This window comes from Streptomyces sp. NPDC001401 (genome assembly GCF_042895385.1).
In the GTDB taxonomy this organism is placed as follows: Bacteria; Actinomycetota; Actinomycetes; order Streptomycetales; family Streptomycetaceae; genus Streptomyces.
Window position 1 is genome coordinate 133108 of record NZ_JBIAWI010000001.1, and the last position, 21231, is coordinate 154338.

Below are 21231 nucleotides of genomic sequence, written 5' to 3' on the forward strand. Positions count from 1 at the left end.
GACCCACGATGACCAGGCATGACGACACCGACACCGACATCGACTTGGACGGCCCTTCGTGTCCTGCGAAACCGCAACGCGGGCCTGTATCTCACCGGCGTGGTGGTCTCCGGCTTCGGCACCTCCGCGCTGTGGCTCGCCTCGGGCGTCTGGGTCAGGGAGCTGACCGGCTCCAACGGCCTGGCCGCGCTGTGTCTGCTCGCCATGTGGGCGCCGACCCTCGTCGGCCCCCTGCTCGGCACGCTCGCCGACCGCGTCCCTCGCAAACCCCTGCTGATCGGCGCGAACCTCCTCCTGGCCGGCCTCCTGCTCACCCTCTTCACCGTCGACTCCCCCGGCCGCCTGTGGCTGATCTACACGGTCCTTTTCGTGTACGGCGCCGCAGGCGTCGTCCATGACGCGGCCGAGTCGGCGCTCGTCGCCGCCGCCGTCGACCGCGCCCTGCTGGGCGACTTCAACGGGCTGCGCATGACGGCGACCGAGGGCATGAAGCTGGTCGCCCCGCTCGCGGGCGCGGGCCTCTTCGCGGTGTACGGCGGCCCGGGCGTCGCCCTGCTGGACGCCGTCACTTTCGTGCTGGCCACGGGCGTGTACGCGCTGCTGCGCGTCCGCGAGGAGAAGCCGGAGCCGCCCCTGAGCGGCTGGTGGGCGCGGACGGCCGAGGGCGCGCGCTTCCTCTGGGCGCACGCACGGCTGCGCCCTCTGGTACTGGCGGGCGGCGCCATGATGCTCTGCGCGGGCATCACCGGGGCGCTCCTTTATGCCGTCATCGACAGCCTCGGGCACTCCCCCGCCTACGCCGGTGTCCTTTACGCCGTCCAGGGCGTCGGCTCGGTCGCCGTCGGACTGGGCTCGGGCCCTGCTCTGCGGCGGCTGGGCGAGCGCCGGTTCGCGGCAGCCGGGATCGCCCTCACGGCGGTGGCGGTGGCGGCGCGGGCGGTCCCGTCGGACCCGGTGGCACTGGCGTCCAGCGTGATGAGTGGCGTGGGGCTGCCCTGCGTGCTGATCGCCGCGATGACCGCCGTGCAGCGCGAGACGCCGGATGCGCTGCTGGGCCGTGCGGCCGCCACGGCCAACACCCTGATGTTCACGCCGAACGTGCTCGGGTTGGCCGCGGGGGCGCTGCTGGTCGAACTGGCCGACTACCGGCTGGTGTTGGCCGCCGCAGGCGCAGGGCTACTGCTGACCGCGGCCGCGCTGCTTCAGATCCCGGCGAGCGCCGACCGCACCGCCTCCAGGTCGCCGTCCGACGCCAACCCGGCGTGATACAGCCGCAGTTCGGTCGCTCCCCGCCGCCGCGCCTGCGCCGCGTCCGCGGCCAGTGTGTGCGGGCTGCCGCCCATTCCCGAGACCACGGGGAAGTTGGCGGCGATGACGGCCCCTTCCCGGTTCTGTTCGGCGAAGGGTGCCAGCAGGCCCGTACCGCCCGCGCACGGCACGACCACGCCGTCCGCGACGGACAGGATGTGTTCGGGGTCGACGCCCGGGTTGGCGCCGACGTGGTAAGTGACCGGGTCGGCGTGCAGCAGCACCTGGAAGCCCTCGGGGGCCGCCTCGCGTACCACGCGGACCGCCGTCTCCTGGAGCGTGCGAGAGGTTTCGTCACGCCACGCGCGCGTGGCCGCCGACTTCGCCTCGCCGAGCAGCTTCTCGACCCCGGCCCAGCCCCCGTCGTCGGGCGCACCCTGCCACAGCGGCTCCAGCGCGTCGCGTACGGCGGCCGCCAACTCGTCGGCTTCCAGGCCCTGTTCGCCGTAGCCCTCCCGGCAGGCCGGGCAGAAGCAGAGCGCCATCAGGTACATCCCGGCGTCGCCGAGGCCGACCCCGCCGGTCTTGTCGTGGGCGTGCAGATGCTGCAGCCCGTACCAGCCGAGCGACTCCAGCTCGGTGCCGCGCGCTCCCGGCCGTACGGCCGCCTCGGCGGCCAGGTCGACGAGGTACGCGCGCGTGGCGGGCTGGGCGATGCACGGGGCCCAGGGGTAGCGGTCGCCGTAGGCGTTGACGACGGAGGTGTCCGGATGGTCGGCGCCCAGGCGGGAGTTGTGGGCGAGGACGACCCAGGTGTGCACCTCGAGGCCGGCGTCCGCGAGGGCTGCGGCGGCCTCGCCGTAGGCGTCGCCGGGGGCCCAGTCCCCGGCCGCGTACGGCTTGAGCTCCCGTCCCTCCCAGCGGCCGTCGGCCGGATACAGCACGGCCGCGTGCTCGGCGGTGACGATGCGGTGGCGCGGGTGGCGGGGCGTGAGCGCGCGTGTGGAGTGGTACGCGGAGGCGAGCGTCACCTGCTGCACGCCGAGCGCGGCGATGCGGCCCGCGGCCTCCGGGTCCCCGTTGACGTCCCAGGGGTAGACGAAAGTCGACGCCTTCACGTGCTCTCCTCCAGCAGCGCATACCCGCGCTCGATCAGCCCGGCGAGCTGCTTGACATGATCCTCGGTGGGCTCGTGCAGCGGTGGCCGGACCTCGCCGACGTCGAGCCCGCGCAGCCGTACGCCCGCCTTGACCAGGGCGACGGCGTAACCGCGCCCCTGTGCGCGCAGTTCGACGAACGGCCGGTAGAAGCCGTCGAGGAGCCGGTGCGCGGTGGTGGTGTCGCCGGACTCCAGCGCCTGATGGAAGGCGAGCGCGATCTCCGGGGCGAAGCAGAACACGGCGGAGGAGTAGAGCGGGACCCCGATGGCGCGGTAGGCGAGCTGGGTCTGTTCGGCGGTCGGCAGGCCGTTGAAGTAGAGGAAGTCGCCGGGAACCTCGGTGCGTACGGCGCTGACGATGCGCTGCATCAGGTCGAGGTCGCCGAGGCCGTCCTTGAAGCCGATGACGCCGTCCGTGCGGGCCAGTTCGACGACGCTCTCCGGGGTGAACACGGCGTTGTCGCGCTGGTAGACGATGACCGGCAGCGCGGTTGCGGCGGCCACCTCCCGGTAGTGCCGCAGCAGCCCCTCCTGACCGGCGACCACGAGGTACGGCGGCATGGCGAGCAGCCCGTCCGCCCCGGCGGCCTCGGCCACGCGCGCGTACCGGACGGCGAGCGCGGTGCCGTACCCGGCACCGGCGACGACGGGCACCCGGCCGTCCGCCGCCTCCACCGCCGCCCGCACGCATGCCTCGAACTCCTCGGGCGTGAGCGCGTGGAACTCGCCGGTGCCGCAGCACGCGAAGACCGCGGCGGCCCCGGCCTCGACTCCGCGGCGCACATGGGCGCGGTACACGTCGAGGTCGACCGAGCCGTCGGGGCCGTAGGCGGTGACCGGGAAGAACAGCGGCCCGCTGGGGATGCTGAGTCGAGCGGCGAGAGGGACTGGCGTCACGGGCACTCCCGATTCCATGTTCATGATCTGCGTCTACATTTCTGAACGCCACCACGCTAAGGTGCCCCTTTATGGCCGGTCAAGCGCACCTACCGGCATCACATCAGCGGATTTCCGCATTTCGCAGAGCAGTGGAGCACTTGACGGGCTCCGCCCCGGCTCCTTAGCGTGTCCATGGATGTGAATATCGTGCACGCATGCGCCCGCCGACCGAAGGAGAAGCGAGGATGCCAGCCCCCCGCACCGTTCTGCTCACTGGCGCCGCCGGCGGGCTCGGCACCCTGATGCGGAACCTGCTGCCGGCCTTCGGCTACGAGCTGCGCCTCCTCGACGTGCGCCCGATCGAGGGCGACCCGGACGCCGTCACCGCGGATCTCGCCGACAAGAAGGCCGTGCGCGAGGCCGTGCGGGGCGTCGACGCGATCATCCACCTGGCCGGCATCTCCCTGGAAGCCCCCTTCGAGAAGATCCTCGCCGCGAACATCGAGGGCACGTACAACCTGTACGAGGCCGCGCGGGAGGAGGGCGTCGGCCGTATCGTCTTCGCCTCCTCCAATCACGCCGTGGGCTTCACCCCGCGCCCCCAGGGGGACACGCCTCTTGATTCAAGCAAGCTGATCCCCATCGACACCCCCCGCCGCCCGGACACCTTCTACGGCCTGTCCAAGTCCTTCGGCGAGGACCTCGCGCAGCTGTACTGGGACAAGCACGGCCTGGAGACGGTGTCGGTGCGCATCGGCTCCTGCTTCCCGGAGCCCACCAGCGTGCGCATGCTGTCGATCTGGATGAGCCCGCCCGACGGCGCCCGCCTCTTCCACGCGGCCCTGACCGCCGAGAACGTCGGCCACACCGTCGTCTACGGCTCCTCGGCCAACACTCGCCTGTGGTGGGACCTGTCGACCGCGCGGGCGCTGGGCTACGAGCCGCAGGACGACTCCGAGCCGTACGCGGAGAAGCTGATCGCCGACCAGGGCGAACTGGACCCCGACAACATCGCGCACGCCTACCTGGGCGGCCACTTCGTGAGCGACCCGCCGATCTGGCCGTACTGAGGTCACCGACACCGCCGGAACAGGCGGTGCGCAGTCCGCCGCGGTCCGGCAGCGCCCCGTAAGGGGCGCGGGGCTGCGTCTATATGCGGCTCCGCCGCGTGGGCGCGACCAGCCACGAAGGCGCCGCAGACGACCGCCGCCCCAACTCGGCACCCCAGCGGAGCGCCCGGGCACCGAACGGGCCCGCCCGCCCACATATTCGGGCATCGCACCTGCCCGATCCCACGCCCCCACCCACAGCCACGCAGGTCCGAGGCGGGCACTCCGCTGCGCAAACGGGCATACACGGGCAGCATCGGACCTGCAACAGGCCTGGTCAGTGCCGCACACCGGGGGTAGAACTTGCTCCGTGGGCCCCATCGGGCCCGAACGGGCAGTGAGCAGGGAAGCGGGTGCGGCGATGACGGCGAACACTGCGAAGACGGCAGAGGAACGCCAGCGGGAGATCGTGCGGGCCGCGCGCGCCACCGGCTCGGTCGACGTCACCGTGCTCGCCGCCGAACTGGGCGTGGCCAAGGAGACCGTACGGCGGGATCTGCGCGCCCTGGAGGACCACGGCCTGGTCCGCCGCACCCACGGCGGCGCCTACCCCGTGGAGAGCGCCGGCTTCGAGACGACGCTCGAGTTCCGGGCCACCAGCCATGTACCCGAGAAGCGCCGGATCGCGGCCGCCGCGGCCGAGCTGCTCGGGGACGCCGAGACGGTCTTCGTCGACGAGGGCTTCACCCCGCAGCTCATCGCCGAGGCACTGCCCAGGGACCGGCCGCTGACCGTGGTCACCGCGTCCCTGCCGGTCGCGGGCGCGCTCGCCGAGGCCGACGGCATCTCCGTGCTGCTGCTCGGCGGCCGGGTCCGCTCCGGCACGCTGGCCACCGTCGACCACTGGACGACGAAGATGCTGGCCGGTTTCGTGATCGACCTCGCCTTCATCGGCGCCAACGGCATCTCCCGCGAGCACGGCCTGACCACCCCCGACCCCGCGGTCAGCGAGGTCAAGGCGCAGGCCATCCGGGCCGCGCGCCGCACGGTGTTCGCGGGCGTGCACACCAAGTTCGGGGCGGTCAGCTTCTGCCGGTTCGCGGAGATCGGCGCACTGGAGACGATCGTCACGAGCACCCTGCTCCCCTCGGCCGAGGCCCACCGCTACTCACTGCTGGGCCCACAGGTCATCCGCGTCTAGAAAACCCGTCCACGCCCGGAAAGCGCGCGTCCGAGAATCCAACTCACCCTCCCCGGGGCACCTCCACGCCCGCAACCGCCCTTTATCCCCCCATATGTTCAGGAGCGATCCATGCGCACCCAGAGCCGACGACGGCCACCGCGAGCCACGCTCGCCATGGCCGCCGCAGGGACGCTGCTCGCCCCGCTGCTCTCCGGCTGTTGGGTCGGGGCGGGCGGGTCCGGTTCCGGCGGCAACTCCGTCAACGTCCTGATGGTCAACAACCCGCAGATGGTGGAGCTGCAGAAACTCACCGCCGCGCATTTCACCAAGGAGACCGGCATCAAGGTGAACTTCACCGTCCTGCCGGAGAACGACGTCCGCGACAAGATCAGCCAGGACTTCGCCAACCAGGCGGGCCAGTACGACGTGGCGACGCTCAGCAACTACGAGATCCCGATCTACGCCAAGAACAGCTGGCTGCACGAGATGAACTCGTACGTCGCCAAGGACCCGTCCTACGACGAACAGGACGTCCTCAAGCCGATGCGGCAGTCCCTGACCGCCGACGACGGGAAGCTCTACGGCCAGCCCTTCTACGGCGAGTCGTCCTTCCTGATGTACCGCAAGGACGTGTTCGCCGAGAAGGGTCTGACGATGCCGGCCCACCCCACCTGGGACCAGGTGGCAAAGCTCGCCGCCGAGGTCGACGGGGCCAAGTCCGGGATGCGCGGCATCTGCCTGCGCGGCCTGCCCGGCTGGGGCGAACTCATGGCACCGCTCACCACCGTGGTGAACACCTTCGGCGGGACCTGGTTCGACAAGAACTGGAAGGCCGAACTCGACTCCCCCGCCTTCGAGAAGGCGACCAAGTTCTACGTCGACCTGGTGCGGCGGCACGGTGAGTCCGGCGCCGCACAGTCCGGCTTCGCCGAGTGCCTCAACAACATGACCCAGGGCAAGGTCGCCATGTGGTACGACGCCACGTCCGCCGCCGGATCCCTGGAGGCCAAGGGCTCCCCCGTCAAGGGCAAGCTCGGCTACGCCCCCGCCCCCGTCGAGAAGACCGACTCCTCCGGCTGGCTCTACACCTGGGCCTGGGGCATCCAGAAGGCCTCCCGCAACCCCGACAAGGCCTGGAAGTTCGTCTCCTGGGCGTCCAGCAAGCAGTACGAGCAGCTGGTCGGCGACACCAGCGGCTGGTCCAACGTCCCCGCCGGCAAGCGCGCGTCGACGTACACCAACGCCGACTACCGCAAGGAGGCCGGCGCCTTCCAGGAGATGACCAAGGAGGCCATCGAGGGCGCCAGGCCCAACAATCCGGGGGTGCAGCCGCGCCCCGCGCCCGGCATCCAGTTCGTCGGCATCCCCGAGTTCACCGATCTCGGCACCAAGGTCTCCCAGGAGATCAGCGCGGCCATCGCCGGACGCCAGTCCGTCGATTCGGCCCTCAAGAGGTCTCAGCAGCTCGCCGAGAAGATCTCGAAGGAGTACGAGGGACGATGAGCGCCACGACAACCGCCCCCATCACGGCAACTCGCGTACGCATGACACGCCGGCCCTCCGCCCGGCTGCGCGCCTGGTCCACCCGGGCCCCGCTGCTGCCCGCCCTGGTCTTCATGATCGTGGTGACCCAACTGCCGTTCGTGGCCACCCTGGTGATCTCGTTCTTCGACTGGAACGCCCTGTATCCCAAGGCCCGGCACTTCACCGGCGTCGACAACTACAAGCAGGTCCTGACCGACGCCGACCTGCGCCACTCGGTGTGGACGACGATCCTGCTGACGGTGACGGTGGTCCTGGTCAGCCTGGTCCTGGGCCTGGTGCTGGCGCTGCTCCTCGACCGGAAGTTCCGGGGCCGAGGAGTGGTCCGCACCCTTCTGATCGCCCCGTTCCTGGTGGTCCCGGTCGCCGCGGCCCTGCTCTGGAAGCACGTCCTCTACAACCCCGAATACGGCCTGCTCAACGGCCTGTTGCACTATGTGGGCGGCCCACAGCCGGACTGGATCTCCAACACCCCGCTGCTGGCGGTCGAGGCATCCCTGATCTGGCAGTGGACGCCGTTCATGATGCTGATCCTGCTGGCGGGCCTGCAGAGCCGCGACAACGAACAGCTCGAAGCCGCGCGAGTGGACGGCGCGAACGACTGGCAGATCTTCCGCCATCTGACGCTCCCGCACCTGCGCCGGTATCTGGAGTTGGGCGCCCTGCTCGGCTCGATCTACATCGTCCAGAACTTCGACGCGGTCTTCACCATCACGTCCGGCGGCCTGGGCACGGCGAATCTGCCGTACACGGTCTACCAGAGCTTCTACCAGGCCCACGAGAACGGCCTCGCCTCGGCCGCGGGCGTCCTGGTGGTCATCGGCTCGATCATCATCGCGACCTTCGCCCTGCGCGTCGTGTCGTCCCTGTTCCGCGAGGAGGTGTCCCGCGCATGAGCACGGTCGCCGTACGAACCAGCCCCCGCCGCAAGGGCGCAGGCCTGGGCCTGGTGGCCTGGCTGCTCGGCATCGTCTTCTTCCTGCCCATCGCCTGGATGGCGCTGACGTCCTTCCACTCGGAGTCGGACGCGGCCACCAACCCGCCGTCCTTCGGGGCCGCCCTCACCCTGGACGGCTACCGCGAGTTCTTCGGCACGGGCGGCGGCGCGAGCCCCTGGCCGGCGCTGGTCAACTCCGCGGTGGCGTCGGTGGGTTCGACGGTTCTGGTCCTGCTGCTGGCCCTCCCGGCGGCGTACGCCCTTTCGATCCGGCCGGTGAAGAAGTGGACGGACGTCCTGTTCTTCTTCCTGTCGACGAAGATGCTCCCGGTGGTGGCGGGCCTCCTCCCGATCTACCTGTTCGCCAAGAACGCGGGCATGCTGGACAACATCTGGCTGCTGGTCATCCTCTACACCTCGATGAACCTGCCGATCGCGGTGTGGATGATGCAGTCCTTCCTCGCCGAGGTGCCGGTGGCGGTGATCGAGGCGGCGCAGATCGACGGCGCCCGGCTGCCGACGATCCTCGCGCGCGTGGTGGCCCCGATCGCCCTGCCGGGCATCGCCGCAACCGCCCTGATCTGCTTCATCTTCAGCTGGAACGAGCTGCTGTTCGCCCGAGTCCTGACGGGCGTGGTCGCGGAGACCGCCCCCGTCTTCCTGACCGGCTTCATCACCAGCCAGGGCCTGTTCCTGGCGAAGGTCTGCGCCGCGTCGCTCGTCATCTCCCTGCCGGTGCTCGCCGCGGGGTTCGCCGCCCAGGACAAGCTGGTCCAGGGCCTGTCACTGGGAGCCGTGAAATGAAGGCCGCCGTCATCGAGTCCGTGGGCCGTGCCGTCGTCACCGAGGTCCCCGACCCGACACCAGGCCCCCGCGAGGTCGTCGTGGAGGTGGCCGCCTGCGGCCTGTGCGGCACGGACCTCCACATCCTCCAGGGCGAGTTCGCCCCGAAGCTGCCGATCGTGCCCGGGCACGAGTTCGCGGGCCAGGTGGTCGGGGTCGGGACCCAGGTCACGGAGGTCGCGGTCGGCGACCGGGTGGCGGTCGACCCGTCCCTGTACTGCTACGAGTGCCGGTACTGCCGTACGGGCCACAACAACCTGTGCGAGCGGTGGGCCGCGATCGGGGTCACGACGGCGGGAGGCGCGGCGCAGTTCGCAGTGGCGCCGGTGGCGAACTGCGTGAAACTGCCCGAGCACGTACGCACCGAGGACGCGGCCCTCGTGGAGCCCCTGTCGTGCGCGGTCCGCGGCTACGACGTCCTCCAGTCCCGCCTGGGCGCGCACGTCCTGATCTACGGCTCGGGAACGATGGGCCTGATGATGCTGGAACTCGCCAAGCGCACGGGGGCGGCCAGTGTGGACGTGGTGGACCTGAACCCGGCGCGGCTGGAGACGGCGGTACGGCTGGGTGTGTCGGGGTCGGCGGCGAACGCGGACGAGCTGGACCGGCCTCAGGGCTGGGACGTGGTCGTCGACGCGACAGGCAACGCGGCTGCGATCCAGGACGGTCTGGACCGGGTGGCGAAGGCGGGCACGTTCCTGCAGTTCGGGGTGGCGGACTATGCGACGCGCGTGACGATCGACCCGTACCGGATCTACAACCAGGAGATCACCATCACGGGTTCGATGGCGGTGCTGCACAGCTTCGAGCGCGCGGCGGAGCTGTTCGCGAACGGTGTCCTGGACCCGGAGATCTTCATCAGCGACCGGATCCCGCTGGACCGGTATCCGGAGGCACTGGACCAGTTCGCGGCGGGGGTTGGCCGCAAGATCGTGGTGGTGCCGTAGGGGGTTCACCCGTCCCGGGGGCCGGCCCCCTTACCCTGCGGCCAATTGGCCGCAGGGTAAGGGAACGGTAAAGCGCCCTCGCTCGTTCACCGGGCATGACAGCTATGACCCCCGGCTCGAACATCCCTCTCTCCACCGCCCGCGTGACGGTGGACGTCGCCGCCCCCGTGCGGCTCGACGTATCGGGCCTGCTGCTCACGGGCGACGGCAAGGTGCGCTCCGACGACGACTTCATCTTCTACAACCAGCCAGTCGGCCCGGGCGTGACGTACCGGTCGGGTGGGGGTACGGCCCCCGACGCGATCGTCGTCGACACCGCCGCCGTCCCGCCGGGAATCGAAAAGATCGTCGTCACCGCCAGCCCGGACGCCCAGGGCCAGACCTTCCAGGGCATCGAACCGACAGCCACGATCCGCAGCGCGGACGACAACACCGTCCTGGCCACGTTCACGCCCCCGCAGCTCGGCACCGAGACCGCACTGGTGGTCGTCGAGATCTATCTGCGAAACGGCCAGTGGAAGGCCCGCGCGGTCGGCCAGGGCTACGCCAACGGCCTGGCGGGCATCGCCACAGACTTCGGCGTCACGGTGGAGGAGCCGGCCGCGGCCGCCCCGCCCCAGCCGGTCGCCCCGCCGACGCCCACGATGCAGCCCTCGGTGACCCCGCCGACCCCGCCCCTGTCCACCACGCCGCCGCCTCCCCCGGCCCCGCCCGCCGCCGCGGCCGCCGCGCCCGGCACCGGAAAGATCAACCTCGACAAGGGCCGCGTCAACCTCCAGAAGAACCAGACGGTCTCCCTCGTCAAGGGCGGCCGCCCGCTGCTCTCCCAGGTCAAGATGGGCCTCGGCTGGGAGCCCGCCTACGGCGGCAAGGACATCGACCTGGACGCGTCGGTCATCGCGTACGGCCCGCAGCGCAACCACATCGACAGCTGCTACTTCGGCAAGCTGTCCATCCTGAACGGCGCGATCAAGCACTCCGGCGACAACCTCACGGGCGAGGGCGGAGGCGACGACGAGGTCATCGTGGTCGACCTCGGCCGTATCCCGCAGGATGCCACCGGCCTCGTGTTCACGGTCAACTCCTTCTCCGGCCAGAAGTTCACCGAGGTCGCCAAGGCCTACTGCCGCCTACTGGACGCGGCAACCGGCGAGGAACTCGTCCGCTTCGACCTGACCAACGCCGAACCCCAGACGGGCGTAATGATGGCCAAGTTGATCAAGCAGTTCTCAGGCGAGTGGGAGATGACAGCAATGGGCGAGTTCGTAAAGGCCCGCACGGTACGGAACATGGTGAAACCGGCGGCCCAGGCGCTGTAGAAGCACTCAACTGCTGACACGGGTGCCGCTCCGGCCGCCGCAGCTACAGGCGCGCGTGCCTCTCCGGCCGCCGCAGCCACGGGCGCGCGTGCCGCTCCGGCTGCCGCAGCTACAGGCGCGCGTGCCCCTCCGGCCGCCGCAGCCACAGGCGCGCGTGCCTCTCCGGCCGCCGTAGCTGCGGGCAGTCGTGCCGCTGGGGCGGCACGGGTGGGCGCAGCGGCACCCCGCCAGCGCCGGGTTGCGCGCCCCGCCCAGCCCCAGCACCGGCCACGTCGAACGTTACGGCCGCAGCCCCTCAGTCAGCAGCGACAGATACCGCCGGATGAACTTGCCCTCGCCGTCGGCCAGTTCCGCCGCATGCGAAACCCCGTGGGCCAGCCGCAACACCTCAAGCGGCTCGACATCCGCCCGCAGGGTCCCCTCCCGCTGCGCAGCCTCCACCAGCCGCGCCGCAGCCCCCTTCATATGGGTCCCGCACGCCGTGAGGGCGACATTGCTGCCGTCCGTGACGGCCGAGCCCAGCAGGGACTTCAGACCGCGGACCTGGATCGTGCCGATGCACACCTGGTACAGCCACTCCACCAGCGCCTCACCCGGCGGCAGCTCCTTCGCGATCTCGTCGGCCCCTCCCGCCATCGCCTCGACGGTGTCGACGTACACCGCCTCCAGCAACGCCTGCCGGGTCGGGAAGTGCCGGTACAGCGTGCCCGACCCGACGCCCGCCCGCTTGGCGATGTCGTCGAGGGACGCGTTCTCCCCATGCTCGGCGAAAGCCTCCGCCGCCACCTTCAGCAGCCGTTCGTAATTGCGCCGAGCGTCCGCACGCATGGGCCTGACCTGCGTCATCCAGATACTCCTTGCGAACCGGGGACCCTCTCCGTATCTTAGCGAGAGTTAAACGGAGACAGTCCCCGGTTATCTCCGCGGGCAACCCTCACCTGCCCACATTCCCTTGCTCAGTGCTGCCCGCGCACATCCCGCCCGGGGGACATCGAACGGGAGAACTCCATGTCCAGCCCGTCCAGCACCACCGAAGCACCGCTCACCGCACCACAGCACCCCGCCAGGCTCCGCACCGTCCTCTTCGTCATCGTCACCGCCTACCTGATGGTCGGCGTCGACTCCACCGTCGTCAACGTCGCACTGCCCGACATACAGCAGGACCTCGGCTTCAGCCGCACCGGCCTGTCCTGGGTCCTCAACGCCTACACCCTCGCCTTCGGCGGTCTGCTGCTGCTCGGCGGCCGCGTCGGAGACATCCTCGGCCGCCGCCGCACCCTCGCCACCGGCGTCCTGCTCTTCGCCGGCTCCTCCCTGCTCGGCGGGCTCGCCACCGACAGCGCCTGGCTGCTCGCGGCCCGCGCGCTGCAGGGCGCGGGCGCCGCACTCACCGCCCCCAGCACGCTCGCCCTGATCACCACCAACTTCCCGGAGGGCCCGCGCCGGCACCACGCCCTCGGCATCTACTCCTCCATGGCGGGCATCGGCGCCTCCATCGGCCTGGTCCTCGGCGGCATGCTCACCTCCTGGGCGTCCTGGCGCTGGGCCCTGCTGATCAATGTCCCGATCGGCATCGGGGTGGCCCTCGCCCTGCCCCGCTTCGTCAACGAAACACCGCGCCACACGGGCCGGTTCGACGCGGCCGGCGCGCTCACCGGCACGGCGGGCATGACCTCACTCGTGTACGCGTTCATCCGGGTCTCCGAGTCGGGCTGGAGCGACACCCAGGCGCTGCTCGGATTCAGCACGGCGGCTGCCCTCCTCGCCGGATTCACCATCGTCGAGTCCCGGGCCGCCCAGCCGATCATGCCGCTCAGGCTCTTCTCGGACCGCAACCGCGCGGGCGGCTACGCGGGCGTGCTGTTGCTGCCGGCCGGCATGTTCGGCGCGTTCTACTTCCTCACGCTGATCAGCCAACAGGTCCTGGAGTACAGCCCGTTGCGCGCAGGATTCGCCTTCCTGCCGATGACCCTGGCGATGTTCACCACCGTCCGCTTCGTGCCGCGGCTGCTGGCCCGGGTCGGCGCCAAGCCCGTCCTGCTCACCGGCATGGGCCTGCTCGTCGCCGCGGCCGCCTGGCTGTGGCGGCTCGAACCCGGCGACGGCTACGGGGCCGGTCTGCTCGGCCCGCTGCTGCTGATGGGCATCGGCGTCGGCCTGAGCTTCATGCCGCTCAACGCGACGATCCTCGCCCGCATCGAGCCGCGCGAGGCGGGCGCCGCCTCCGGTCTCCTCCAGACCCTCCAGTGGCTCGGCGGCACGCTCGGACTGTCCGTCCTGGTCACCGTCTTCGGCACGGCGACCCGGCACGCCTCCGGCACCCCGGCCGAGATCCTCACCGAGGGGTCGGCGCGAGCGTTCGGCGTCGGCGCACTGATCGCGCTCACCGCCTTGCTGGTGTCGGCGTTCGTGATCACCGGGCAGAAGCGTGAACCCGCCTAGATCCTCGCTCAGAACAGTGCGCTGTAGGCATTGAGGGCGGGCTGCCCGCCCAGATGGGCGTAGAGCACCGTCGACTCCCGGCCGATCTCCCCGCGCTCGACCAGGTCCACCATCCCGGCCATCGACTTCCCCTCGTACACGGGGTCGGTGACCATCCCCTCGGTACGGGCCGCGAGGCGCATCGCCGCCAGGGTGGTCTCGTCGGGGATGCCGTACGTGCCGGCGTGGTACCGCTCGTCCAGCTCTACGTCTGCCTGTGTCAACTCCCGCTTGACGCCGATGAGTTGACCGGTGTTCTGCGCGATCCGCGCGATCTGTTCCCGGGTGCGGGCGGGGGCCGCGGAGGCGTCGATGCCGAGCACGCGCCGCGGCCGCCCGCCCGCCTCCTCCAGGGCGGCGAACCCGGCGACCATGCCCGCCTGGGTCGACCCGGTGACGGAGCACACCACCACCGTGTCGAAGAAGACCCCCAACTCCCGCTCCTGCTCGGCGACTTCATACGCCCACCCGGCGAACCCGAGGCCGCCGAGCGGGTGGTCGGACGCCCCCGCCGGAATGGCGTACGGCGTGCCGCCCGACTCCTCGACCTCCCTGAGCGCCTGCTCCCAGCTCTCCTTGAAGCCGATCCCGAAGCCGGCCCGCACCAGCCGTACGTCCGCCCCCGCAAGCCGGCTGATCAGGATGTTGCCCACCTTGTCGTACACGGAGTCCGGCCACTCGACCCAACTCTCCTGCACCAGCACGCACTTGAGCCCGGCACGGGCGGCGACGGCCGCGACCTGGCGGGTGTGGTTCGACTGCACTCCGCCGATCGACACGAGGGTGTCGCAGCCCTTGGCGAGCGCGTCGGCGACCAGATACTCCAGCTTGCGGGTCTTGTTGCCGCCGTAGGCGATACCGGAGTTGCAGTCCTCGCGCTTGGCCCACAGGGAGACGCCGCCGAGGTGTGCGGTAAGGCGCTCCAGCGGGTGCACCGGCGAAGGGCCGAAGAGGAGGGGATAACGCTCGTACGAGGAAAGGGACATGGGTCCTCCCGGGGTCGGGATCAGTCGCCGTCGGCGAGGTCGGCGAGGTCGGCGAGTGTGCGCCAGATCTCCGCCGTGACGCGGACCGCCTCATCCGCATGACCGGCCGCGCAGGCGTCGATCAGCTGCTCGTGCAGGCCCGCCGAACGGCACGTGCTCTCCCCGAAGCGGCGTCGCTCCAGGCGGCGGATGAGGGGGGTGTAGCGGGCGATGGTGGCTGCGGCCGCGTGGTTGCCGGCGACGCGGACGAGGACGTCGTGGAGTTCGTCGTCGGCACGCAGGGCCCCGTCGACGTCGCCCGAGCCGACGGCCGCGGCGAACCGCTCGTTGGCCGTGCGCATCGCCTGGACGTCCGCGGCGAACAGCCGGGGCACGGCGACCCGCGTGGCCAGCTCGTGCATCGAGCCGACCACGGCAGCGGCGTCCCGTACGTCGGCGCCGACGACCGGGGTGACCCGCGTGTAGCTCTGCGGCTTGCTCTCCAGCAGCCCCTCGTCCACCAGCCGCGAGAACGCCTCCCGCACCGGTGCCCGGGACAGCCCGAGCCGCTCGGCAAGCTCGGCGTCCCGCACCAGCGCACCGGGTTCGAGCTCCCCGGCCACGATGGCGTCCCGGATGGATTGGTAGGCGCGGTCCCTGAGGAGGGTGCGCTGGACGGGTCGTATGGCCTCCACGAACTGAAATGTTAGATATCAATGAGAGGTGCAGACAAGAGTGCGGGCAAGGTTGTGGCCCGCACCCCCGTGGAAGTGCGGGCCACGCCTGCGCGCTCAGGCAACCCACGGCCAGTCGGCGTCCCGAGCCGTCTCGAGCAGAGGCACCATCCGGAAAGCCGCATCCGAGAGACCCCCGAAGGTGTGCCGGTTCGCCTTGCCCGAAGGGCCGTGGCCCGCCCGGTACCCGGCAAGGTTCCAGGTGTAGACCGGCACGTTCGCCGGGACCTGCTCGGTCGGGTCGCCGTGGTGGCTGTAGGCGTACTGCTCGTCGGTGACGATCAGGACGCGGTCCTGCCCGCGGTAGTGGGCGCGGATCGCGCTGGTGGTGTCGGTGCCGCCCAGGTCGCCGAAGCGGCCGAGGATCTTGAGCACCGACTCGCCCTCGTCGAACGACAGTCGTCGGCTCGTCGTGCCGAACTCGACGAGGTCCGCCTCCGCCGCCCGCAGCGCGAGCGCCGTGCCGAAGATCGCCGCCGCGTCGGCCCGGTTGAGCTCCGAGCGGTCCGACAGCGGCGCCCACATCGAGCCCGAGCGGTCGACGAGGATCAGCGTCCGGCCCGGCAGTGCGGGCACATTGGCCAGCGAGTGGCCGAGCGCCTGCTCCAGCGGGTACGACCAGCGCAGCGAGGGTGCGTGCTGATACGCGGCGAGGTACCGGAAGGGGAACTGCCGCGAGCGCGCGACCTCGGCGGGATCGCTGATCTTCGCCGCTACCTGGGCCGCGACCTTGTCGGAGACTCCAGCCTGGTCGAAATTGCGCAGGTTGCGGACCAACGCCATCGAACCCATGGACGGAATCACGGCCTCCCAGGCCGCCTTGTCCATCGGGCCCTGCAGCCACCCGGCCAGCGCCTCCCACGTCATGCCGGCTTCCGCGAGCCGCTTGGCCCCGCCCCGCGAGGTCACGACCGCGCGCCGCCGTGCCACCGGCAGCGACATCAGCTCACGGTGTGCGGCCAGCACACGGTTCGACGCAGGCGGCACCGCGGTGTCCGGGTTGTGCCGGCGGTCGAGGGCGTACTGGAACAGCTCGCCCTGCCACGGCTTGTCCGGATCGGGCGCGGCGTGCACCAGGTTGAGGATGTCGCCGAAGCGGTAACCCTTGGACGCGGTGTCGTACTTCAGCAGGGACTTGCCGCTGTAGAGCCGTCGTACGGCGTCGGCGATCCCTCGCTTGACCGGCTTGGGGACGCTACGGCCGTACATCGCCGTCCAGTACGCGAGCAGCTCGCCGGGCTCGTCGGGGCGCTGCAGTACGGAGGCGACGACCTGGCGGTTCGACGGGCCGTCGGTGGCGCCCGCGTCGAGGCGTGCCTTCACGTACTCGGCGGCTCCGACGATCGAGGCCGTACGGAGGTTTCCCTCGCCGCGCAGCCAGCCGAGCAGGCCGGCGGTCCAGGTCGGGTCCTCTACGGCGAGCTTGCGCACGAGTCGCGCGAAGCGGTCGTCACGGTCGGTGCCGGTCTCGTAAAAGGTCTGCTGGGACACGAAGTTGGCGACGGCGAGCAGAAAGAGTTCGGAGCGGGCGTCGCGCTCACGGCCCTTGCCGCCCTCATAGCTGCGGAGTACGCGGCCCGTCGACGTCACGCGCGACGTGGGCTGGGCCCGGGCCGCCTTGGTGTTGAATCGTGCCATGGTGAATTCCCCCGAATTCGTTTCCGTTTCGGAAGGAGGCACAGCAAAAGGAGGGTGTCCGAGGTCGAATTCGGCCGCGGTGCTTATTAACTGGCGCGTCTTCCGTTCCGCCACACCGACCCTGAGTCGATGACGGGATTCGAACCCGCAAGAGGGTTTCCCCCCACCAGCTCCCTGAAGTATCCGCTGCCTGCGCACCGGGCACCCACCTTGAGCTGCGCCTCCCCGAGATCAAATGGTTCGCACCGGGAGGTGCATGAAGTTGTGGTGTCCAGAGTTCAAGTTCGGCGGAACCGACGTAGGTGCTCTAACCCCTGAGCTACACCGGCGCGTTGTACCGGTGGCGGGACTCGAACCCGCGGCCGCCCCATTATCAGTGGAAGTAGGTCCTGCCTTCGCACCTGGACGTTCATCACTCTAAGAGGCGTACCGCGGGAGGAGCGACCGAATTAACTACCCGCGCTTCTGGCGCTTCCAGGGCCCGGTGATCGCCAGCATGATCCCCGGCTCCTGGATGTTCGCGAACAGGGTGCCGCCGTCCGGCGAGAAGGTGACCCCGGTGAACTCGCTGTACTCCGGCTCCTCTTCGGTGCCGATGTTCAGTTCGTTGCGGGCGATCGGGTATGTGCGGCCGCTGTCCGTCGCTCCGAAGAGGTGCTGGATACCCTCGCCGTCCTCGGCGATGACCAGGCCGCCGTACGGGGAGACCGTGATGTTGTCGGGGCCGTCGAAGGCGCCGTCGACGGAGGGGTCGGGGTTCACGCCCAGCAGGACCTTCAGGGTCAGGGTGCGGCGCTTGGGGTCGTAGAACCAGACGGCGCCGTCGTGGTGCACGGGGCTCTCGTCGCGGGCGTAGGAGGAGACGATGTACGTGCCGCCGTCGCCCCACCACATGCCCTCGAGCTTGCGGGCGCGGGTGACCTGGCCGGTGGTGAACTGCTTGCGGACGGAGGTGGTCTTAGCGTCGCGGTCCGGGACGTCGACCCAGTCGACGCCGTACACCGTGCCGATCTTCGTGGCGCGGGAGAGGTCGTCGACGAACTTGCCGCCGGAGTCGAAGCACTTGAAGGCCTGCAGGACGCCGGCGTCGTCGGCGAGGGTGCGCAGCTTGCCGCGGCCGTGGCAGAAGCCCTCCGGCGGGGTCCAGCGGTAGAGGAGGCCGTTGGGGGTCGCCGCGTCCTCGGTGAGGTAGAGGTGGCCGCGCCTGGGGTCTACGACGACCGCTTCGTGGGCGTAACGGCCCAGCGCCTTGATGGGCTTGGGGTCGCGGTTGGCGCGGCGGTCGGACGGGTCGACCTCGAAGACGTAGCCGTGGTCCTTGGTCATGCCGTTGGCGCCGGCTTTGTCCTCGGTCTCCTCGCAGGTGAGCCAGGTGCCCCAAGGGGTGTTGCCGCCCGCGCAGTTGGTGGAGGTGCCGGCGATACCGACCCACTCGGCGACGTGGTCGCGGCGCACCTCGACGACCGTGCAGCCGCCGGATGCGGCGGGGTCGTAGACGAGGCCTTCGGTGAGGGGGACGGGGTGCGGCCAGTTGGCGCGCGGGCCCTTCAGCTCGTGGTTGTTGACGAGGAGGGTGGCGCCGCGGGGGCCGTCGAAGGTGGAGGTGCCGTCGTGGTTGGAGGGGGTGAACTCGCCCGACTCCAGCTTGGTCTTGCCGCTGTAGGTGATGATCCGGTACTTGAAGCCGGCGGGGAGGGCGAGGATGCCGTCGGGGTCGGGGATCAGTGGTCCGTAGCCGACGCCGCCGTGTGCGGCCGCCGACTCCTCGCCCGCTTCCTCGGTGTCCGTGGACGCAAGGGCGTTCGGGGCGGTGGCAAGGGCGCCGACGCTGCCCGCCAGCGCGACACCGGCACCGGTGATCGCGGATTTTCTGGCGAAGTCCCTGCGGGTGAGCGACATGGTGTCTCCTGTGACGGTGGGTGTGCCGTGGAGGGTGGCGGGGCTCGGTCGGCGCCACCGTCCCGCCCACGTCTTAACGGGAGTTGAACACCGGGCGGCTTCACCGGACTCTCTTCCATGAATCCGTATGCACTCGCCCAGCAGCGTCAAAAATCCCTAGGGTCCGGGAAATTGGTCGGAAAATTCTTCGTAAACAAGGTCAACAGGTACGGATCGGGTCGAAATTCGTGATTCATTTCAGATTGCCTTGACTCTGCCTGCCCCGGGACATAGACAGGAAGAGCACACCACCCGAAGGGGAGGCGAGCCCGATGGACGCAAAGCGGGTGAGTCGCCTCCACGAAGGCCGGCTCATGAAGCTGGCCCATGTGAGCGGAGTCGGCACCGGGAGGGACGAGCACTCGGGACAGGACGTGATCATCGTCTTCGTCACCCGGAAAGTGCCCCGTGACCGGCTCCTTCAAGAAGACGTGGTTCCGGACGAGCTCGACGGCGTACCGGTGCGCGTGCTCGCGATCGGTGAAGTGAGCGCTCAGGAAGGCGACTTGTGAGCCGCTGAGCGCTGAGTCACCGCGCCGCGGCCCGTAAGGAACCCAGAGCCGAAAACTGAAGAGGTGGTCTGGCGTGAGCCAGCCCGAAATGATGCGAGGACCGACTGGTGGTCAGCTGAGTGACAGCTCCCGCCAGCAAGCGAATTCAGACTTCCTGCGGCCGCAGTCGCCGCTGGCCAACGTCGTCGGCTTCGGCCACGGCGTGAAGTGGATCGACGGACAGGCCACGGGCGAGGCAGCCGTGCTGGTGTTCGTGACCCAGAAGGTTCCGGAGTCCCAGCTTCCCGAGCGGGATGTCATCCCGCGGGTGATGGACGACGGCACCCCCACCGACGTAGTCGCGGTCGGCCATGTCGCCGCGCAGCGTCAGCAGCAGCGCAGGACCTCGGGCCGCTCCGAGGACCGCGGTGCCTCCTACCAGCCCGACGGCAGTGTGGCCGAGCAACTCGCGGGCCTCTCGCAGCCGTTGCTGGAAGAGCTCAGCGGACTCGGACAGTTCGAGCCGCAGCTCCTCAAGCGCCGTATGCGCCCGTCCCCTTCCGGCTTCTCGGTCGGCAACGTACGGGTGACCGCCGGCACGTTGGGCAGCGTGGTGTACGACTTCCTGCCGGGCGCCACCGTCGACCCCCCGGGGCCCGGCCTCGGCACACCGTCGAAGTTCTACATCCTCTCCAACAACCACGTGCTGGCCGACTCCAACCGAGCACAGCTGGGCAGCCCGATCCTGCAGCCCGGAGTGTTCGACGGCGGCACGGACCCGGCGGACCGCATCGCGACCCTGGACCGGTTCATCACGATCCAGTTCGCGCCGCAGATCCCGGTGGAGCGCCACAACAACGTGGTGGACTGCGCGCTCGGCGCCGTGGAGTTCCAGGACGCCACCCGTGAGCAGTACTTCAGCGGTGCGCCGCGCGCCTGGCGGCGCAAGGCCAACGTCGCGGTCGGCGACCTGGTGAAGAAGACCGGCCGTACGACGAACATCAGCTTCGGCCGGATCATCGCGGTCGACGCCACGATCGACGTCAACTACGGCACGGCGGGAACGGCCCGGTTCAAGGACCAGGTCCTGACCACGAGCATCTCGGCGGGCGGCGACTCCGGTTCGCTGGTGACCTCCCTCGACAACGTCGCGACGGGGCTGCTCTTCGCGGGCTCCTCGGTCGTCACCGTGGCCAACCACATCGAGAACGTTCGCGCACTGCTGCGGGTGGAAATCGCCGAGCAGCTGGCCTGACGGTCACTCAACACCCGCACGGGAAGAGGGAATCAGCATGACCACCCAGGCCAAGCGGCAGAAGAGCCAAGCCGGCTCCGAACACCGCTTCCACAATCCCCAGGGCGCGGAAGTCAAGACGCGCGACGAGGCGTTCGCCTCACAGCAGGACGTGTCCGACGAGGCGGTCTCCACGTCCGCCAAGCTTGAGCTGCACAACGGCGCCGTCACCTTCGGCATCGAGGTGAAGTTCAACCCCAACACCCATCCGTACGTAGTGACAGGTGGCCAGATCACCTCCGGCATCTGCGGTGCTCCGTGGGACATCACCGGCGGCTTCGTCGGTGACACGTTCCGCCTGGACGCGAAGCGGACGGGCTCGGGCACGTGCGCCAACACGATCACCATCGTCGGCGAGTTCCAGAACCCGCCGGCGTACCGGGGAACGTACGGCTTCAACGGTGCGACGTCGTCGTTCAAGCACACGACGATCTACCACTGCTGAGGCGGTGAACGACTGAGCGTTGTGGGGGGGGGGGGGGGGGGCCCCCCCCCCCCCACCCCAAAACAACAACACCGCGGAACCCCCCGGATATGATGCCAACAGCACACAGTAAGTTCGCACAAAGTTGGGGGGGGGCCGG

The 21231-nt window shown here is 70.0% G+C and carries 19 protein-coding genes; 12 read left to right on the forward strand and 7 right to left on the reverse strand.

Translation table 11 applies throughout. The features are described from left to right. Positions 1-18 precede the first annotated feature (18 nt). Positions 19-1266, forward strand: a complete 1248-nt coding sequence (locus ACFY10_RS00635; RefSeq protein ID WP_390662813.1) for an MFS transporter — start codon at positions 19-21, stop codon at positions 1264-1266. Here the strand turns inward: ACFY10_RS00635 and ACFY10_RS00640 are convergent. Next, on the reverse strand, positions 1203-2366 hold the full coding sequence (locus ACFY10_RS00640) for a hypothetical protein (RefSeq protein ID WP_390662814.1): 1164 nt from the start codon (positions 2364-2366) through the stop codon (positions 1203-1205). The two genes, ACFY10_RS00635 and ACFY10_RS00640, sit on opposite strands and share 64 nt — an antisense overlap. Then, positions 2363-3304, reverse strand: a complete 942-nt coding sequence (locus ACFY10_RS00645; RefSeq protein WP_390662815.1) for a 5-dehydro-4-deoxyglucarate dehydratase — start codon at positions 3302-3304, stop codon at positions 2363-2365. The genes ACFY10_RS00640 and ACFY10_RS00645 overlap by 4 nt, the downstream gene beginning before the upstream one ends. 227 nt (positions 3305-3531) lie before the next feature. Here ACFY10_RS00645 and ACFY10_RS00650 point away from each other — a divergent pair, with 227 nt between their 5' ends. The 7 genes from ACFY10_RS00650 (at position 3532) to ACFY10_RS00680 (ending at position 11106) form a co-directional block, all read left to right on the forward strand. After that, the gene (locus tag ACFY10_RS00650) at positions 3532-4356 is read left to right on the forward strand and encodes an NAD-dependent epimerase/dehydratase family protein (protein WP_390662816.1); all 825 of its coding nucleotides are present in this window, start codon (positions 3532-3534) and stop codon (positions 4354-4356) included. A 400-nt stretch (positions 4357-4756) separates the two neighbouring features. Further along, positions 4757-5536 (forward strand): DeoR/GlpR family DNA-binding transcription regulator, encoded by a 780-nt coding sequence (locus ACFY10_RS00655; RefSeq protein WP_390662818.1) that lies wholly within the window; start codon positions 4757-4759, stop codon positions 5534-5536. Between the two features lie 111 nt (positions 5537-5647). Further along, entirely contained in the window at positions 5648-7021 is a 1374-nt protein-coding gene (locus ACFY10_RS00660; protein WP_390662819.1) for an ABC transporter substrate-binding protein, read from the forward strand. Next, positions 7018-7956 (forward strand): carbohydrate ABC transporter permease, encoded by a 939-nt coding sequence (locus ACFY10_RS00665; protein WP_390662820.1) that lies wholly within the window; start codon positions 7018-7020, stop codon positions 7954-7956. Before ACFY10_RS00660 ends, ACFY10_RS00665 begins: the two co-directional genes overlap by 4 nt. Beyond that, positions 7953-8801, forward strand: coding sequence for a carbohydrate ABC transporter permease (locus tag ACFY10_RS00670; RefSeq protein WP_390662821.1), 849 nt, complete (start codon positions 7953-7955; stop codon positions 8799-8801). The genes ACFY10_RS00665 and ACFY10_RS00670 overlap by 4 nt, the downstream gene beginning before the upstream one ends. Continuing rightward, positions 8798-9787, forward strand: coding sequence for a zinc-dependent alcohol dehydrogenase family protein (locus ACFY10_RS00675; protein ID WP_390662822.1), 990 nt, complete (start codon positions 8798-8800; stop codon positions 9785-9787). The genes ACFY10_RS00670 and ACFY10_RS00675 overlap by 4 nt, the downstream gene beginning before the upstream one ends. A gap of 104 nt (positions 9788-9891) precedes the next feature. Then, complete coding sequence (locus ACFY10_RS00680; protein WP_390664104.1) at positions 9892-11106, forward strand: TerD family protein; 1215 nt, start codon at positions 9892-9894, stop codon at positions 11104-11106. Between the two features lie 279 nt (positions 11107-11385). Here the strand turns inward: ACFY10_RS00680 and ACFY10_RS00685 are convergent, their stop codons facing one another. Beyond that, positions 11386-11952 carry a TetR/AcrR family transcriptional regulator gene (locus ACFY10_RS00685; protein WP_390662823.1) on the reverse strand — a complete coding sequence of 189 codons (567 nt, stop codon included), beginning with the start codon at positions 11950-11952 and terminating at the stop codon, positions 11386-11388. A gap of 162 nt (positions 11953-12114) precedes the next feature. Here ACFY10_RS00685 and ACFY10_RS00690 point away from each other — a divergent pair, with 162 nt between their 5' ends. After that, complete coding sequence (locus tag ACFY10_RS00690) at positions 12115-13548, forward strand: MFS transporter (protein WP_390662824.1); 1434 nt, start codon at positions 12115-12117, stop codon at positions 13546-13548. An 8-nt stretch (positions 13549-13556) separates the two neighbouring features. Here ACFY10_RS00690 and ACFY10_RS00695 read toward each other — a convergent pair whose 3' ends face one another. The 4 genes from ACFY10_RS00695 to ACFY10_RS00710 all read right to left on the reverse strand — a co-directional run bounded on the left by ACFY10_RS00695 (position 13557) and on the right by ACFY10_RS00710 (position 18823). Next, on the reverse strand, positions 13557-14573 hold the full coding sequence (locus ACFY10_RS00695; protein WP_390662825.1) for a 1-aminocyclopropane-1-carboxylate deaminase: 1017 nt from the start codon (positions 14571-14573) through the stop codon (positions 13557-13559). A gap of 20 nt (positions 14574-14593) precedes the next feature. Beyond that, positions 14594-15247 carry a GntR family transcriptional regulator gene (locus ACFY10_RS00700; protein WP_390662826.1) on the reverse strand — a complete coding sequence of 218 codons (654 nt, stop codon included), beginning with the start codon at positions 15245-15247 and terminating at the stop codon, positions 14594-14596. 96 nt (positions 15248-15343) lie between these two features. Continuing rightward, positions 15344-16924 (reverse strand): TROVE domain-containing protein, encoded by a 1581-nt coding sequence (locus ACFY10_RS00705; protein WP_390662827.1) that lies wholly within the window; start codon positions 16922-16924, stop codon positions 15344-15346. Between the two features lie 453 nt (positions 16925-17377). Then, a complete protein-coding gene (locus tag ACFY10_RS00710) occupies positions 17378-18823 on the reverse strand; it encodes an alkaline phosphatase PhoX (protein WP_390662828.1) in 1446 nt (481 codons plus the stop codon). A 413-nt stretch (positions 18824-19236) separates the two neighbouring features. Here ACFY10_RS00710 and ACFY10_RS00715 point away from each other — a divergent pair, with 413 nt between their 5' ends. From ACFY10_RS00715 to ACFY10_RS00725, 3 genes are all read left to right on the forward strand, one after another. Further along, complete coding sequence (locus ACFY10_RS00715) at positions 19237-19374, forward strand: hypothetical protein (RefSeq protein WP_390662829.1); 138 nt, start codon at positions 19237-19239, stop codon at positions 19372-19374. 73 nt (positions 19375-19447) lie between these two features. Further along, on the forward strand, positions 19448-20608 hold the full coding sequence (locus tag ACFY10_RS00720; RefSeq protein ID WP_390662830.1) for a hypothetical protein: 1161 nt from the start codon (positions 19448-19450) through the stop codon (positions 20606-20608). Positions 20609-20645: 37 nt separating this feature from the next. After that, entirely contained in the window at positions 20646-21092 is a 447-nt protein-coding gene (locus ACFY10_RS00725) for a hypothetical protein (protein ID WP_123964355.1), read from the forward strand. Positions 21093-21231: the final 139 nt, after the last annotated feature.